This window comes from Malikia spinosa, from assembly GCF_002980625.1.
GTDB classification, from domain to species: domain Bacteria; phylum Pseudomonadota; class Gammaproteobacteria; order Burkholderiales; family Burkholderiaceae_C; genus Malikia; species Malikia spinosa.
Genome location: NZ_PVLR01000016.1, coordinates 113,934 through 129,286, shown reverse-complemented (window position 1 = coordinate 129,286; position 15,353 = coordinate 113,934). Strand labels below are relative to the sequence as shown.

The 15,353-nt window shown below is 63.6% G+C and carries 12 protein-coding genes and 1 other RNA gene; 8 read left to right on the top strand and 5 right to left on the bottom strand.

Annotation, left to right across the window (positions count from 1 at the left end; genetic code table 11):
• Nucleotides 1-3 precede the first annotated feature (3 nt).
• The 4 genes from C6P61_RS06830 to gyrA are packed head-to-tail and all read right to left on the bottom strand — an operon-like array spanning nucleotide 4 to nucleotide 6,083.
• On the bottom strand, nucleotides 4-900 hold the full coding sequence (locus C6P61_RS06830; RefSeq protein ID WP_105729172.1) for a prephenate dehydrogenase: 897 nt from the start codon (nucleotides 898-900) through the stop codon (nucleotides 4-6).
• Nucleotides 901-949: 49 nt separating this feature from the next.
• Complete coding sequence (gene pheA / locus C6P61_RS06825) at nucleotides 950-2,068, bottom strand: prephenate dehydratase (protein WP_105729171.1); 1,119 nt, start codon at nucleotides 2,066-2,068, stop codon at nucleotides 950-952.
• 15 nt (nucleotides 2,069-2,083) lie between these two features.
• The gene (serC, locus tag C6P61_RS06820) at nucleotides 2,084-3,175 is read right to left on the bottom strand and encodes a 3-phosphoserine/phosphohydroxythreonine transaminase (RefSeq protein WP_105729170.1); all 1,092 of its coding nucleotides are present in this window, start codon (nucleotides 3,173-3,175) and stop codon (nucleotides 2,084-2,086) included.
• A gap of 25 nt (nucleotides 3,176-3,200) precedes the next feature.
• On the bottom strand, nucleotides 3,201-6,083 hold the full coding sequence (gene gyrA, locus C6P61_RS06815; protein ID WP_211296938.1) for a DNA gyrase subunit A: 2,883 nt from the start codon (nucleotides 6,081-6,083) through the stop codon (nucleotides 3,201-3,203).
• Between the two features lie 282 nt (nucleotides 6,084-6,365).
• Here gyrA and ompA point away from each other — a divergent pair, with 282 nt between their 5' ends.
• The 5 genes from ompA to C6P61_RS06790 all read left to right on the top strand — a co-directional run bounded on the left by ompA (nucleotide 6,366) and on the right by C6P61_RS06790 (nucleotide 9,569).
• On the top strand, nucleotides 6,366-6,998 hold the full coding sequence (gene ompA / locus C6P61_RS06810) for an outer membrane protein OmpA (protein WP_105729169.1): 633 nt from the start codon (nucleotides 6,366-6,368) through the stop codon (nucleotides 6,996-6,998).
• A 72-nt stretch (nucleotides 6,999-7,070) separates the two neighbouring features.
• Nucleotides 7,071-7,784: a bifunctional 2-polyprenyl-6-hydroxyphenol methylase/3-demethylubiquinol 3-O-methyltransferase UbiG gene (gene ubiG / locus C6P61_RS06805; protein WP_105729168.1), complete on the top strand. Its 714-nt coding sequence runs from the start codon at nucleotides 7,071-7,073 to the stop codon at nucleotides 7,782-7,784.
• Nucleotides 7,781-8,452 (top strand): phosphoglycolate phosphatase, encoded by a 672-nt coding sequence (gene gph / locus C6P61_RS06800; RefSeq protein WP_105729167.1) that lies wholly within the window; start codon nucleotides 7,781-7,783, stop codon nucleotides 8,450-8,452. The genes ubiG and gph overlap by 4 nt, the downstream gene beginning before the upstream one ends.
• A 13-nt stretch (nucleotides 8,453-8,465) precedes the next feature.
• Nucleotides 8,466-8,842, top strand: a transfer-messenger RNA (tmRNA) gene (gene ssrA, locus C6P61_RS06795).
• A gap of 265 nt (nucleotides 8,843-9,107) precedes the next feature.
• Nucleotides 9,108-9,569, top strand: coding sequence for a DUF6998 domain-containing protein (locus C6P61_RS06790; protein ID WP_146114979.1), 462 nt, complete (start codon nucleotides 9,108-9,110; stop codon nucleotides 9,567-9,569).
• On the opposite strand, the gene C6P61_RS06785 is transcribed toward C6P61_RS06790, so the two are convergent.
• Nucleotides 9,570-9,905 carry a hypothetical protein gene (locus tag C6P61_RS06785; RefSeq protein ID WP_425319736.1) on the bottom strand — a complete coding sequence of 112 codons (336 nt, stop codon included), beginning with the start codon at nucleotides 9,903-9,905 and terminating at the stop codon, nucleotides 9,570-9,572. It lies immediately after the preceding gene.
• Between the two features lie 456 nt (nucleotides 9,906-10,361).
• On the opposite strand from C6P61_RS06785, the gene C6P61_RS06780 reads away from it, so the two are divergent.
• From C6P61_RS06780 to C6P61_RS06770, 3 genes are read left to right on the top strand one after another with little or no spacing between them, the layout of a single operon-like run.
• Nucleotides 10,362-13,589: a site-specific DNA-methyltransferase gene (locus tag C6P61_RS06780; RefSeq protein ID WP_244908798.1), complete on the top strand. Its 3,228-nt coding sequence runs from the start codon at nucleotides 10,362-10,364 to the stop codon at nucleotides 13,587-13,589.
• 2 nt (nucleotides 13,590-13,591) lie between these two features.
• A complete protein-coding gene (locus tag C6P61_RS06775; protein ID WP_105729165.1) occupies nucleotides 13,592-14,755 on the top strand; it encodes an AAA family ATPase in 1,164 nt (387 codons plus the stop codon).
• The gene (locus C6P61_RS06770) at nucleotides 14,752-15,351 is read left to right on the top strand and encodes a hypothetical protein (RefSeq protein ID WP_146114978.1); all 600 of its coding nucleotides are present in this window, start codon (nucleotides 14,752-14,754) and stop codon (nucleotides 15,349-15,351) included. Before C6P61_RS06775 ends, C6P61_RS06770 begins: the two co-directional genes overlap by 4 nt.
• Nucleotides 15,352-15,353: the final 2 nt, after the last annotated feature.

Below are 15,353 nucleotides of genomic sequence, written 5' to 3'. Positions count from 1 at the left end.
GGGTCAGGCCGCTACGGCTTCAGAGGGGTTGTAGGTCAGGCCGCCGAGCTGCCAGCCGGTGCGCGCCTGGCTTGCCTGCGCGATCAGCGACTGCAGCGCGTCGGCGTCTGGCGCCAGCATGGCGGCTTCGAGCGCGTCGAGCGCGGCGCGGAACTGGCGCGACTGCAGCAGCACCTGCTCGCGGTTGGCCAGCAGGATGTCGCGCCAGACGCTCGGGTCGCTGGCCGCGATGCGGCTGAAGTCACGAAAGCCCGGGCCGGCCAGCGCCAGCCATTCGTCGGCCTGCGGTTGCGCCAGGATCGCGTTCATCGCGGCAAAGGCCAGCAGATGCGGCAGATGGCTGACGCTGGCGTAGGCGGCATCATGCCGTTCGGGGCTCATCTCGAGCACCTGGCTGCCCAGCAGGGTCCAGAGCTCGGCAGCGAGCTCGACCAGCGGCGCGTGGGTCTCGGGCAGCGGGGTCAGGATCAGCTGGCGCTCGCGGTAGAGGCTGGCCTCGGCATGCTCGACCCCGGCCGATTCCTTGCCGGCGATCGGGTGTGCCGGCACGAAGCGGCTCAGCCGTTCGCCCAGGGTGCGGCGCGCCGCGGCGACCACATCGCCCTTGGTCGAGCCGACGTCCATCAGCAGCGCGCGTGGCGCCAATACCGGCGCTATCGCGGCCAGGCTGGATTCGGTCGCTGCCACCGGCACCGCCAGCAGCACCAGGTCCGAGCCTGCGACCGCCTGCTCCAGCGTAGCGGCTTCGAGGTCGATCACGCCGAGCTCGAGCGCGCGCTCGCGCGTGCGGGCCGACTTGCTGTAGCCGACCACCTGGCGCACCAGGCCGGCCTCCTTGAGCGCGAGCGCAAAGGAGCCGCCCATGAGGCCGCAGCCGATCAGACCGAGTTGCTCGAACATAGTGGAATCTTCAGGAGTCTTCGGGAATGGCAGGCGCTGCAGCGCCGGATCAGTCGGCAGTCGGGTAGGCACCGAGCACCTGGTAGAAGGCGCACAGGTCCTTGAGCTCATTCAGCGCGGCGGCGACCGCCGGTTGCGCCGGATGACCCGCGATGTCCATGTAGAAGTAATACTCCCACTGGCCCGACTTGGCCGGGCGCGACTCGAAGCGGGTCAGCGAAACGCCGTTCTTCTTGAGCGGCACCAGCAGGTCATGCACCGCGCCGGGCTTGTTCGGCACCGAGACCACCAGGCTGGTGCTGTCCTTGCCGGTGACCGGCGGCATCGCCATGGTCTGGGGCAGGCAGATCACCGCAAAGCGGGTCCGGTTGAAGGCCTCGTCCTGGATCGCATGCGCGACGATGTGCAGGCCGAACTGGCTGGCAGCACGTTCGCTGGCCAGGGCTGCCCATTTCGGGTTCGTCGCGGCCAGGCGTGCGCCCTCGGCATTGCTCGAGACCGCGCGCCGCTCGGCATGCGGCAGATGCTTGGACAGCCAGTTCTGGCATTGCGCCAGCGCCTGCGGGTGCGCCATCACGACCTCGATGCCGTCGAGCGAGTTCTGCTGGCGCAGCAGGTTGTGCCGCACCTGCAGGCTGACCTGGCCGATCACATGCACCGGCGAGCGCAGGAACAGGTCGAGCGTGCGTGCCACCGCGCCCTCGGTCGAGTTCTCGATCGCGACCACGCCGTACTGCGCGGTGCCCGACTCGGTGGCGTGGAACACCTCGTCGAAGTTGTCGCAGTAGATCAGGTTGGCGGCGCTGCCAAAGAACTCGATCGCGGCTTCCTCGGTGAAGGTGCCTTGCGGGCCCAGCACGGCGACGCGCTGCGGCGACTCCAGCGCCAGGCAGGCCGACATGATCTCGCGCCAGATCGCTGCCACATGGGCGTTGAGCAGCGGCCCCGGGTTGGCGGCCTCGATCTTGGCGATCACCTGCGCCACCCGGTCCGGGCGGAAGAAGGGCGAGCCCTCGGCGCGCTTGATGGCGCCGACCTGTTCGGCCACGCGTGCGCGCTGGTTCAGCAACTGCAGCAGCTGGTGGTCGAGCGCGTCGATCTGGATGCGCAGCTCGCCCAGGGCAGCGCTCTGCACCGGGCCGGCCGGTTGGTGGGTGTTGTCGGTCATGGAGCTTGGGCTTTCTCAGGCCTGGGTGCGCTCGAATTCCTGCATGTAGGCGACCAGCGCCTGCACGCCTTCGATCGGCATCGCGTTGTAGAGGCTGGCGCGCATGCCGCCGACCGACTTGTGGCCCTTGAGCTGCAGCAGCCCGGCCGCCTTGGCGCCAGCCAGGAAGGCGTCGTTGCGGCTCTCGTCGCGCAGGAAGAACGGGATGTTCATGCGCGAGCGGCAATCCTTGGCGACGCGGTTCTCGTACAGCTGCGAGCCGTCGAGGTAGTCGTAGAAGCTTTGCGCCTTGGCGATGTTGGCCGCCTCGATCGCTGCCACGCCGCCCTGGGCTTTGAGCCACTGGAACACCAGGCCCGCCATGTAGATGGCATAGGTCGGCGGCGTGTTGTACATCGAACCGGCTTCGGCGACCAGCTTGTAGTCGAAGGCGCTCGGGCATTGCGGCACAGCGTGGCCGAGCAGGTCATCGCGCACGATCACCAGCGTCAGGCCGGCCGGCCCCAGGTTCTTCTGCGCGCCGCCGAAGGCCAGGCCGACCCGGCTCCAGTCGACCGGGCGCGAGGCCACGTTGGACGAGAAGTCGACCACCAGCGGCGCGTCGCAGCCCAGCGCCTTGAGGTCGGGCAGCTGGTGGAACTCGACGCCGTGGATGGTCTCGTTGCTGCAGATATGCACATAGGCGCTGTCGGCGCCGAGCTGCCAGCTGGCCGGGTCGGGCAGGGTGGTGAAGCCGTTGCCTTGGGTCGATGCCGCCAGTCGCGCATTGCAGAACTTGCCGGCTTCCTGGTACGACTTCTGACCCCAGCTGCCAGTCACGACAAAGTCGGCCGCGCCGCCGCGCGCCAGGTTCAGCGGGATGATCGCGTTCTCGGCCAGCGCGCCGCCCTGCATGAACAGGATGCGGAAGTTGGCCGGCACCGCCAGCAGCTCGCGCAGATCGGCCTCGGTCTGCTCGTAGATCGAGATGAATTCCTTGCCGCGATGGCTCATTTCCATCACGCCCATGCCGCTGCCATGCCAGTCCAGCATCTCGGCGGCGGCTTGTTGCAGCACGGCCTCGGGCATGGTGGCCGGGCCGGCGGAGAAGTTGTAGGGTCGCTTCATGTAAGGGCTTTCGGTGCGGATGCTGTTAGTCGGCGCTGGTTTCGCCAGCGGGGGTGGCATCGTCCGCGTCAGCCGCATCGGCGACCTCGGAATCCGCCACGTCGGCCATGTCAGCCACATCGGCGCTGGCATCGTTCTCGACGATGCGCTGCAGACCCGACAGCTGGGCGCCCTGGTCGAGCGCGATCAGCGTCACGCCCTGGGTCGCGCGTCCCAGTTCGCGGATCTCGCTGACCCGGGTGCGCACCAGCACGCCGGTGTCGGTGATCAGCATGATCTCGTCGTTGGCATGCACCAGCGTCGCCGCCACCACCTTGCCGTTACGCTCGGATTGCTGGATCGCGATCATGCCCTTGGTGCCGCGACCGTGGCGGGTGTGTTCGGCGATCGGAGTCCGCTTGCCGTAACCGTTCTGGGTCGCGGTCAGCACGCTGGAGAGGCCGTCCTTGGGTAGTGCTGCCACGGCGTCCGCCGCAACTGCTTCGGCATTTTTTGCTTTGGCCCGCGCCTGTTCAAGCTCAATAAACAGTTCTTTTAGCTTTTCAGATTCCGACGGCTCGCTGTCCTCAAGCTCTTTGTATTTCTGTTGAAGCACATCTGCTTCATCTTTAGCTCTTCTGGCATCAACTTCAGTGGGGTGTTGTTTGGAGACTAGCATGGCGATAAGGCTCTGCCCCTCTTCCAGCGTCATGCCCTTAACGCCGCGCGCGTTGCGGCCCATCGGGCGCACATCGTTCTCGTCGAAACGCACCGCCTTCCCGCCGTCGCTGAACAACATTACATCGTGCTTGCCATCAGTCAGCGCTGCGCCAATCAGAAAATCGTCTTCATCTAAGCCCACGGCGATGATGCCTGCCTTGCGCGGGTTGGCGAACTCGTTTAATGCAGTCTTCTTCACGGTGCCCATGCTTGTTGACATGAACACATAGTGGTCGGTCGGGAAGCTGCGGTACTCGCCGGTCAGCGCCAGCACGACGTTGATCTTCTCGCCTTCCTGCAGCGGGAACATGTTGACGATCGGGCGGCCGCGCGAACCGCGCGAACCCGCCGGCACTTCCCAGACCTTGAGCCAGTACAGGCGGCCGCGGTTGGAAAAGCACAGCAGCCAGTCATGGGTGTTGGCGATGAAGAGCTGGTCGACCCAGTCGTCTTCCTTGGTCGCGGTGGCCTGCTTGCCGCGGCCGCCACGCTTCTGGGCCCGGTATTCGCTCAAAGGCTGGCTCTTGATGTAGCCGCTGTGCGACAGCGTCACCACCATGTCGGTCGGTGTGATCAGGTCCTCGGTGCTGAGGTCCTGCGCGCTGTGCTCGATCTCGCTGCGGCGTGCGCCGGCCTTGGTCTGGCCGAACTCGGTCTTGATCACGCGCAGCTCGTCGCCGATGATGGTCGAGACCCGCTCGGGCTTGGCCAGGATGTCGAGCAGGTCGTCGATCTCGGCCATGACCTGCTTGTACTCGGCGACGATCTTGTCCTGCTCCAGGCCGGTCAGGCGCTGCAGCCGCATCTGCAGGATTTCCTGCGCCTGCGTCTCGGACAGGCGGTACAGGCCCTCGGCTTGCATGCCGAACTCGCGCTCCAGGCCCTCGGGGCGGTAGTCGTCGGAATTGACCACGCTGCCGTCGGCCTTGGCCCGGGTCAGCATCTGGCGCACCAGCGCGCTGTCCCAGCTGTGCGTCATCAGCTCGGCCTTGGCCAGCGGCGGCGTCGGCGACTCGCGGATGATGCGGATGAACTCGTCAATGTTGGCCAGCGCCACCGCCAAGCCTTCGAGCACATGGCCGCGGTCGCGCGCCTTGCGCAGCTCGAACACGGTGCGGCGCGTCACGACCTCGCGCCGGTGCTGCAGGAAGACTTCGATCAGGTCCTTCAGGTTGCACAGCTTGGGCTGACCATCGATCAGCGCCACCATGTTGATGCCGAAGGTGTCCTGCAGCTGGGTCTGCTTGTACAGGTTGTTCAGGATGACCTCGGGCACCTCGCCGCGCTTGAGCTCGATCACCACCCGCATGCCGTCCTTGTCGGACTCGTCCTGGATATGGCTGATGCCCTCGATCTTCTTCTCGTGCACCAGCTCGGCGATGCGCTCGAGCAGGGTCTTCTTGTTGACCTGGTACGGGATCTCGTCGACCACGATCGCCTGGCGCTGACCACGGTCGATATCCTCAAAATGACATTTGGCGCGCATCACGACCCGGCCGCGACCGGTGCGGTAGCCGTCCTTGACGCCGTTGATGCCGTAGATGATGCCGGCGGTCGGGAAGTCCGGCGCCGGAATGATCTCCATCAGCTCGTCGATCGTGGCCTGCGGCGCGCCCAGCAGATGCAGGCAGGCGTCGACCACTTCATTGAGGTTGTGCGGCGGGATGTTGGTCGCCATGCCGACCGCGATGCCGGCCGAGCCGTTGACCAGCAGATTCGGCAGTCGGGTCGGCAGCACCAGCGGCTCGGTCTCGGAGCCGTCGTAGTTGGGGCCGAAGTCGACCGTTTCCTTGTCGATGTCGGCCAGCATCTCGTGGGCGACCTTGGACAGGCGGATTTCGGTGTAACGCATGGCCGCGGCGCTGTCGCCGTCGACCGAACCGAAGTTGCCCTGGCCGTCGACCAGCATGTGACGCAGGCTGAAGTCCTGCGCCATGCGCACGATGGTGTCGTAGACCGCCGAGTCGCCGTGCGGGTGGTACTTACCGATCACGTCACCGACGATGCGGGCCGACTTCTTGTAAGGGCGGTTCCAGTCGTTGTTGAGCTCGTGCATCGCGTACAGCACGCGTCGGTGCACGGGCTTGAGGCCATCACGCGCATCAGGCAGCGCACGCCCGACGATCACGCTCATCGCGTAGTCGAGGTAGCTGCGCCGCATTTCCTCCTCGAGGCTGATGGGCAGGGTTTCCTTGGCGAAAGAGATCATTGGCGCGACGGGACCGGAAGGTCGTCTGGTAGAAGATAACCTCTTATTTTAAGTCGCCGCGCCAGCCCGCGTTCAAGGAATATGTCGAACCGGTTTTCAGGCGCCTTGTTGCGGTATCGCAACACAATCGGCAGCTAGTGGGCGGCGCTCTCCGGGCCGGTCTCGATCCGGCTTGGTGGGGACTAAGCTTGTGGCACAATGATAAATACCCGCTGCCGGTAGGAACTGTCGGGGCGTGCAACCCAATTCGCAGGCATCTGCGCCAACAAAACCGAGGAAACCATGATCAAGCTCAACAAAGTGGCCATGTTGTTCGCTACCGCCGCACTGGCAACCGCCGCCGGCGCACAAACCGTCGACAACTGGAAGAACGGCACCGGCGACCTGGTGTGGAAGAACGGCACCAACGAACTGTGCTGGCGCGACGCCAACTGGACCCCGGCTACTGCTGCTCAGGGTTGCGACGGCGCCATCGTGCCGAAGCCCGCTGCTGCTCCGGCACCGGCTCCCGCACCGGCACCTGTCGCTGCCCCGGCTCCCAAGGCCGCACCGGCTCCGGTTGCTGCCTCCAAGGTCACCTTTGCTGCTGACGCTTTCTTCGACTTCGACAAGGCTGTCCTGAAGCCCGAAGGCAAGGCCAAGCTCGACGACCTGGTCTCCAAGGTCAAGGGCATCAACCTCGAAGTCATCATCGCTGTCGGTCACACCGACTCGGTTGGCTCCGACGCCTACAACCAGAAGCTGTCGGTCAAGCGTTCGGAAGCCGTCAAGGCTTACCTGGTGTCCAAGGGCATCGAAAAGAACCGCGTCTACACCGAAGGCAAGGGCGAGAAGCAGCCGGTCGCTGACAACAAGAGCTCGGCTGGCCGCGCCAAGAACCGCCGCGTCGAAATCGAAGTCGTCGGCACCAAGTAATCTCCTTAATCCGGGATTCGAAAAGACCGCGCCTCGGCGCGGTTTTTTTCTGCCCCGACGCATAATTCAGCCATGGACAAGAACATGAACGTGGACCCGGCCGAGCTGGCCAAGTTCTCGGAGCTGGCACACCACTGGTGGGATCCCGAGAGCGAATTCCGACCCCTGCACCAGATCAACCCGCTGCGTCTGGACTGGATCGCCAAGCAGGCGCCGCTGGCTGCCGGCCAGCAGGTACTCGACGTCGGCTGCGGCGGCGGCATATTGGCCGAGGCCATGGCACGCCAGGGTGCCGAGGTGCTGGGCATAGACCTGGCCACCAAGTCGCTCAAGGTCGCGCAGTTGCACGCGCTCGAATCGGGGCTGAGCAATATCAGCTACCGCGAGGTCGCGGTCGAGGCGCTGGCGGCCGAGCGCCCGGCCAGCTTCGATGTCGTGACCTGCATGGAAATGCTCGAGCATGTGCCCGACCCGGCTTCGGTCGTCAAGGCCTGCGCCGAGCTGGTCAAGCCGGGCGGCTGGGTCTTCTTCTCGACCCTCAACCGCAACCCGAAGTCCTTCCTGTTCGCGATTGTCGGCGCCGAGTATGTGCTCAAGCTGTTGCCGCGCGGCACGCACGAGTTCGCCAAGTTCATCAAGCCCAGCGAGCTCGCCTCCTACTGCCGTGCCGCCGGACTCGACCTGCAGGGCACGCGCGGCATGGAGTACAACCCCTTGACCAAGCGCTACTGGCTCAGCGGCGACACCAGCGTCAACTTCATGTTCGCCACCCGCAAGCCCGCATGAGTCGCTTCACCCATCTGCAGGCGGTGCTGTTCGACCTCGACGGCACCTTGGTCGACAGCGCACCCGACCTCGGCCATGCGGCCGACTTGTTGCGCCTCAAGCGTGGCTTGCCCTCCTTGCCCTACGAGCAATACCGGCCGATGGCTGGCGCTGGCGCGCGCGGCATGATCGGTATCGCCTTCGGCTACGGCCCGGATCACCCCGAGTTCGAGGCGCTGCGCCAGGAGTTCTTCGCCAACTACGAGGCCTGCCTGACCGAGCGTACCCGCGCCTTTGACGGCATCGCCGAGCTGATCGGCGCGCTGCAGGCCTGCGGCAAGCGCTGGGGCGTGGTGACCAACAAGTCCGAGCGCTTTGCCTTGCCGCTGACCGCGGCGCTGCCGCTGTTCGATGCTGCTGCCACCGTGATCGGCGGCGACACCACGCCGCATGCCAAGCCGCATCCGGAGCCCTTGCTCGAGGCGGCGCGCCGCCTGGGCCTGCCGCCCGAGGCCTGTCTCTATGTCGGCGACGATGAGCGTGACATCGTCGCGGGACGTGCCGCCGGCATGCCCACGGTCGCCGCCACCTACGGCTACCTGGGTGCGCTGGGCGATGTCTCGGCCTGGGGCGCTGACGCCGTGATAAATAATCCGCTCGAGCTCTTGAACTTTTTCGATCTGGCGTAAACTAACAGGCTCAGGGGCTGCACTGGTTTCGACGTGGGTTCGGACACGCAGCAGGGCATGTCGAGGTTCTGTCACCTCGTAAAACCGCAGAAAAAAACTAACTGCAAACGACGAACGTTTCGCACTCGCCGCTTAATCCGGTGAGCCTTGCAACAGTCGGCCAATGGGCTGGGCAAGGGCAGTCGTAAGACTGTCCCGGCTGCAAGGAAAATTTCATAGGCTGGTCATCATGCGGGCAACTTGCCTGGTGACGAGATCCAAGGTTGCTGGCTGGGTGCATAGCGTGTCGCTGCGCGATGCATCTGGCGAGACTCAAATCAGACGACTACACATGTAGAACTGCGCGGAGAAGGCTTGCGGACGGGGGTTCAAATCCCCCCAGCTCCACCATATACAAGGGCTCGGACTCATCTCCGGGCCCTTTCCTTTTGGTATTTCCCCCGGGTGGCGAGGTGAAGTGCTGCGGGTGGCACTTCGCCAGAACGCCCGAAATCTGCCACTTTCTCGGCCAGAGCCGTCTCTTTTCTCCGTTTGGCCTGCGGGTAGGCGCAGTGGGTGCTCATGAAAAATCAAGCACTTACGATATCAGGTTCGCTGTCAACCATGGCCAGCAATTAATATCTTCGCTGAAGCACACACTGACGCGGGAGGCGCCATGACGGAGAGAGCAGCCATCAAGCATTCACTGGGATTGATTTTTGAAGGCATCCGGCACCTTCATGACGCATTTGGTGGCCGAAGGAAGTTCACTATTGACGGCCGCCTTGTTGGTGACATCGGAGAAGTGATGGCAGAGTTGCATTACGAGCTCCGCCTTGATGAGACATCCCAGCCTACATACGATGCCACGACCAAAGACGGTCGCAGGGTACAAGTTAAAGCAACCTTCAAGGAGAGCTTGACCCTATCTTCGGTGCCGGACCTTTACCTCGGCCTCAAGCTGCACGAGGACGGGACATTTGAGGAAATCTTCAACGGCCCTGGTCAACTGATTGCTGAGCGCTATGCGCACCGAAAAGGCATTGGTGAGAAGCTGCTGAGCTTTCCGATCAAGGAGCTTCGCTTGTTGCAGTCGTCTGTAGACGACAAGGATCGTGTGACGCGGCGAGGTAGTTGATCACGCATCAAACCCCGCCACCACCTCCCGCTGCGCCACCCAGTCGGTCGGCAGCGGGTTGCGCTGGAACCACAAGAGGCTCATGCACTTGGGCTGCTGGCCAGCCAGGATGGCTTGGATGATGGCCGGCTCCAGCAGCGTCAGGCGCAGCAGCTCGTTGACCGTCGAGTGATGCAGACCTTCGCGCTGGGCGATTTCGCTGCCGCTGGCGATCATCCCATCTTCGAGCAACTGCTGCCAGTAGAACGCGCGTGTCAGTGCCACCAGCAAGGGCTGGTCGTGCTGGGCGGCGACCTTGCACGGGGCCTGCGCTTGCCCATCGGGACGCACCACCAGCGGCGCGAAGCAGGGTCGATTGGGTGGGCGTGAGTTGCGTCAGGATGGTCATCGCGAGGCTCCTTGGTTGATCAGCGATGCCTGCATTCAGGCATTGATTGATCAGAAAGCCAAGCTTTTCTGAGATGTTGCTGACCCCTCTGCTAGACTGGCAAGGGGATTGCTGGCGACAGCACAAGAGCTCGGACGGTGGTAGCGGCAACTGCGCCATCAACATCGATCGCTTCGCATCGGCTGTTCCCTTGATCACTGATCAAGCATCCAATCAGATCTGATCTTCCTACTGCCTTGTGCTTCGTCGGCATGCGGCGGGCGAGTGCGCGCGCAGCGCCCGCTGACGACATCGAACAATAACAGGAGGAGCCTGTGGCTTCCCAACAAGACCTGCACGCACTGATCGCTGAAACCCTGCTGTCACTAGTCCCCCCGGATGGATCTACCATAGGCAACACTGCTTTGCGGCGCGAGATCGAATCCCGGCTGAAGGCCGAGGGCCTGGTCAGCACCGAGGACGATTACTGGAAGGTCCACGCCGACCTGATTGCGCAGGGGCAGCTGGTGAAAGGGCAGGGGCGCGGCGGCTCGGTGCGTCGTGCGGCTGCTGCCATCACTGCCACGCCGGCCAGTGAAATCGCTGACAGCGGCGAAGGCTTCGCCCTTCAGGCCGAGCAGGCTCCGGCGCCGCTGGAACTGGAACCGAAGGCCGCGCCGGTGAAAACGCCTGCCAAGGTGTCTGCGCCGGCCAGCAAGACCCCCGCGCGCCGCGCGCCTGCGGACGAAGCGGCGCAGATCATCGCCTACCGCCACCCCGACAAGCGGGTCAACAACCCGGAAGTCGGCATGGTCACGCCGGCCACCGATCCCGAAGCCGGCAAGACCCGCTGGGCCTTCGACCCGCACCTTGACCCCGCGCTGGCCTTCGACCCCCAGCGCGCCGGCATCGAGGCACTGATCGACGGCGCGCTGGAATCCGGCGACGCTGACCAGATGCGCGCCGCGCTGGAAGAACTCAAGCGCCTGCAGTCGCCCTACCTGAACTGGGCCGGCAAGGCCGAGCGCACCAGTTTCGAGATCGATACCGTCAGCCTGCATGTGCATGAGCGCGTGGACCCGGCCAGCATCCTGTCGGCCGTGCGCAAGGCGATGAAGGGCGAGGCCAAGTCGGGCGGAAAAGGGGCCGAGAAGGCGGTGCAGCCCGGCCTGTTCGATGCACCGTTCGAGAACCTGCCGCTTCGCGACGCGATCGACTTCTACCGCCACGAGAAGGGCTGGGCCAACCGCCTGGTCGCTGGCGACAGCCTGCTGGTGATGAACAGCCTGCTGCACAAGGAAAGCATGGCCGGCCGGCTGCAGATGATCTATATCGATCCGCCCTACGGCATCAAGTACGGCAGCAACTTCCAGCCCTTCGTGGGCAAGCGCGACGTCAAGGACCGCAACGACGCCGACCTGACGCAGGAACCCGAGATGATCAAGGCGTTCCGCGACACCTGGGAGCTGGGCATCCACTCCTACCTGACCTATCTGCGCGATAGGTTGCTGCTAGCGCGCGAACTGCTGAACGAGTCGGGCAGCGTGTTCGTGCAGATTTCAGATGAGAACGTTCACCGAATTCGGGGATTGATGGATGAGGTATTCGGTGACAATAATTTCTGCGGTGAAATTGTCTATCGGAAGACCACAGGAAAGGGGAGCGTTCTTCTCGATAACACTTGTGACTACATTGTCTGGTATGCGAAGTCGAAACAGCAGGTTAAGTACAACGCGCTGAATGTAGAGCGAGAATTAGCCGCGGAGAGCAGCATTTGTTTGGTCCAGGAAAACAATGACCAACGGCGCACCATGACCAGGCCGGAAGTGCTGCAAGGGAAACCTAAGACTGACGGAAAGGTCTTCTTTCCACACCCGATGACCAGCGCGCGTTCTGGAGGAGCGAGCGACGTCACGAAGTTTGAATATCGAGGTGTCGAGTATTCGCCCGGTGGTCGTACTTTCAGTACAGACTTGAAAGGGCTTCGTCGTCTTTCGAGGAGCAATCGTGTCCACGTTATTGGCTCAACGATGCGATTCGTCCGGTATTTTGATGACTTTCCATTCATGCCAATCAACAATGTTTGGGATGACACGCGGCAGAGCGGATTCGCAGATTCAAAAGTTTATGTGGTTCAAACGTCGAGCAAGGCTGTCGAACGCTGCCTGCTCATGACCACCGACCCCGGCGACCTCGTGCTTGACCCGACCTGCGGTTCGGGCACGACTGCCTACGTGGCCGAGAAATGGGGGCGGCGCTGGATCACCTGTGACACCTCGCGCGTAGCGGTCACGCTGGCCAAGCAGCGGCTGATGACGGCGAGCTTCGACTATTTCGAGCTGAAATACCCGCATGAAGGGCTCAAGGGCGGCTTCATCTACAAGACCGTGCCGCATGTCACGCTCAAGTCGATCGCCAACAACCCCGAGATCGATGCTATCTACGAGCGCCTGCACCCGGCCATCGAGTCCGCGCTGGCGGCGCTGAACGCCGCGCTCAAGTCCGATCCTCCATCCGAACCCTTCGCAGTCAACGAAGGTGCTCGCAAGGGCCAGAAGCTGGTGCCGGGACTGGCCGGCCAGGACCTGCTGGAGTGGGAGGTACCGTTCGACTTTCCCGCCGACTGGCCCGAGGCCGTCCGCCCGGCCTTCGACGCCTTCCACGTCGCGCGCCAGGCCATGCAGCGGCAGATGGATGCGTCGATCGCCGCCCATGCCGACCAGGAAACGCTGTACGACCAGCCCGCTGTCGCCAAGAACAAGCTGCGCATCACCGGCCCGTTCACGGTCGAGGCGGTGCCCTTCCCGAGCGTGAAGTCCTTCGACGAGGCCAGCGGTCCGCAGGAAGCCGACGCCAGCATCGCGCGCACCGGCGAGAGTGGCCGCCAGCACCAGTGGCGCGACGAACTGCTCAAGACCGGCATCCGCGGCAAGGGCGGCCAGATGCTCAAGTTCGCCGATCTCGAAACGCTGGCAGACTGCGCCAGCCTGCACGCTAGCGGCCACCTCGACAGCGGCGAGCGCGTCGTCGTCAGCTTCGGCCCTGAATATGCCGCGCTGGAGCAGCGCCAGGTCAGCAACGCGCTCAACGAGGCTGGCAACCTGTTCCCGCTGCCCAAGATGATCGTGTTCTGCGCTTTCACCTTCGACCCCGAAGCGGCCAAGGACATCGACGCACTCAAGGGCATCACCGCGCTGAAGGCGCAGATGAACACCGACCTGCTGACCGAGGACCTGAAGAAGGCACGCGCCAGCAACCAGAGCTTCTGGCTCATGGGTCAGCCCGAGGTCGAGTTGCGCCGGCGCCAGGACGGCCGCTACGAGGTCGAGGTCCACGGCTTCGACTATTTCGATACCGTCAAGGGTGAGCTGGTGTCGGGCGGCAAGAGCAAAATCGCCATGTGGGCGCTCGACACCGACTACGACGAGCGCAGCCTGTTCCCGCGCCAGGTGTTCTTTCCCATGGCCGGCAAGGGCGAGGGCTGGGACAAGCTCAAGAAGAACATCCGCGCCGAACTCGACGAGTCTCGCTTGCACCAGTTCCACGGCACGGTCAGCCTGCCGTTCGACGCCGGCGACAACCGCAAGATCGCGGTCAAGATCGTCGATGATCGCGGCATCGAGTCGCTTAAAGTGGTAGCGCTGGAAGGGTGACCATGCTGATTACAAGACTGAAACTGAAGAACTGGCGCAATTTCCGCGACGTCGATGTGCCGCTGGGCCCACGGACTTACCTGATCGGCGCCAATGCGTCGGGCAAGTCGAATCTGCTGGACCTGTTCCGCTTCCTGCGCACGCTGGCGCAGACCGAAGGCGGTGGCTTGCAGAAAGCCCTGAAGGAGCGCGGTGGACTGACCAAGTTGCGCAGCCTTCATGCGCGCAAGGACCCCGAGGTCCGCATCGAAGTGGAACTGTCAGACTCACCTTCGGCAGAGGTCCCGACCTGGCGTTATGTGCTCGCGTTCAAGTCGGAAGGCAAGGGCCAGCAGCGCGTGTTGATCAGCGAGGAGAGGGTTGAGCATCTGGGCCAGGAACTGCTGAATCGCCCCAACCAGGACGATCTTCAGGATCTCCAGCGCTTGACGCAGACCCATCTGGAACAGATCAACAACAACGAGCCGTTCCGGGCTCTGGTCGAGGATTTTTCCGTCACCACCTATTTGCATCTGGTCCCGCAGTTGCTCAAGCACGGCGGCGAGATCAGTGCCCGGGTGATGGAAAACGATCCTTTTGGCCAGGGCTTGATGCAGCGAATCGCCCAGACGAACAAGAGGACCCGTGAGGCGCGACTCAGGCGCATCGCCCAAGCCCTGGCGCAGGCCGTTCCCTTGTTCTCGGAGTTGCGCTTCGCGCAGGATGAGGTCACGGGCTTGTGGCATCTGGAAGCCAACTTCACGCATTGGCGCGTGCACGGCTCCTGGCAGAAGGAGGACCAGTTTTCCGATGGCACGCTGCGCCTGATCGGCCTGCTGTGGGCCTTGCAGGAGGGTGATGGCCTGTTGCTGTTGGAGGAGCCTGAGTTGTCGCTGAACGATGGCATCGTCGAGCACATTCCGCTGATGATCGACCGCGTGCTGCGCGGCCTGAAAAAACCGGCGTCGGCACGCCAGGTGCTGATCAGCACGCACAGCGAGGTGTTGCTGAGCCAGGTCACCGATCCACAATCGGTCTTGCTGATCGAGCCGGGGGTCAATGGCTCTACCGTGCGGCAGCCGGCGCCCGATGAACTGCAGGCGATGGAGCATGGGCTCAATCCCGCCGAGGTCTTGCTGCCCAAGACCAAGCCGCAATCGCTGGACCAGTTCGGGTTGTTCTCATGAGTCGTATCCTCGTCGTCGGTGAGGATGCTCTGTGCTGTGCCCTTGGCGAGCGTCTGGTTGCGGCCTGTCTGCCGGACTGGCAGTTGGCGCAACCCTCGATCGACACCAAGGGCGTGACCAAGCTGCAACCGTCTTTGCCACGTTACGTCGGTTTGGCTCGGAGTCTGCACCCGGTGCTGTGCATCGCCGACACCGATGGGCAGTGTGCCGTGGAATTGCGCGCCAAGTGGCTGCCGCAAGCCCATGAGCGCTTCGTCTTGCGCCTGGCCATCACCGAAGCTGAAAGTTGGGTGCTGGCCGACCGTCAGGGTTTTGCGCAAGCACTGGAGGTACCTCTGAACAAGCTGCCGCAGTGTCCCGATGAGGAATCCGATCCCAAACGCTTGATCCTGACCCTGGTGAAGAAGTCGAAAATCCGTCAGTTCCGTGACGAGGTCGTGTCGTCCGCCGACCCCAGCAAGCCTGGGTCAGGTTACAACCTGCACCTCGGGGCATTTGTCCGGGGTCAATGGGATGCGAAACGTGCAGCGCAACATTCGCCTAGCCTGGCCAGGGCTGTCAAGCATCTGGAACGACTGGGAGCTGAGCATGTCTGACG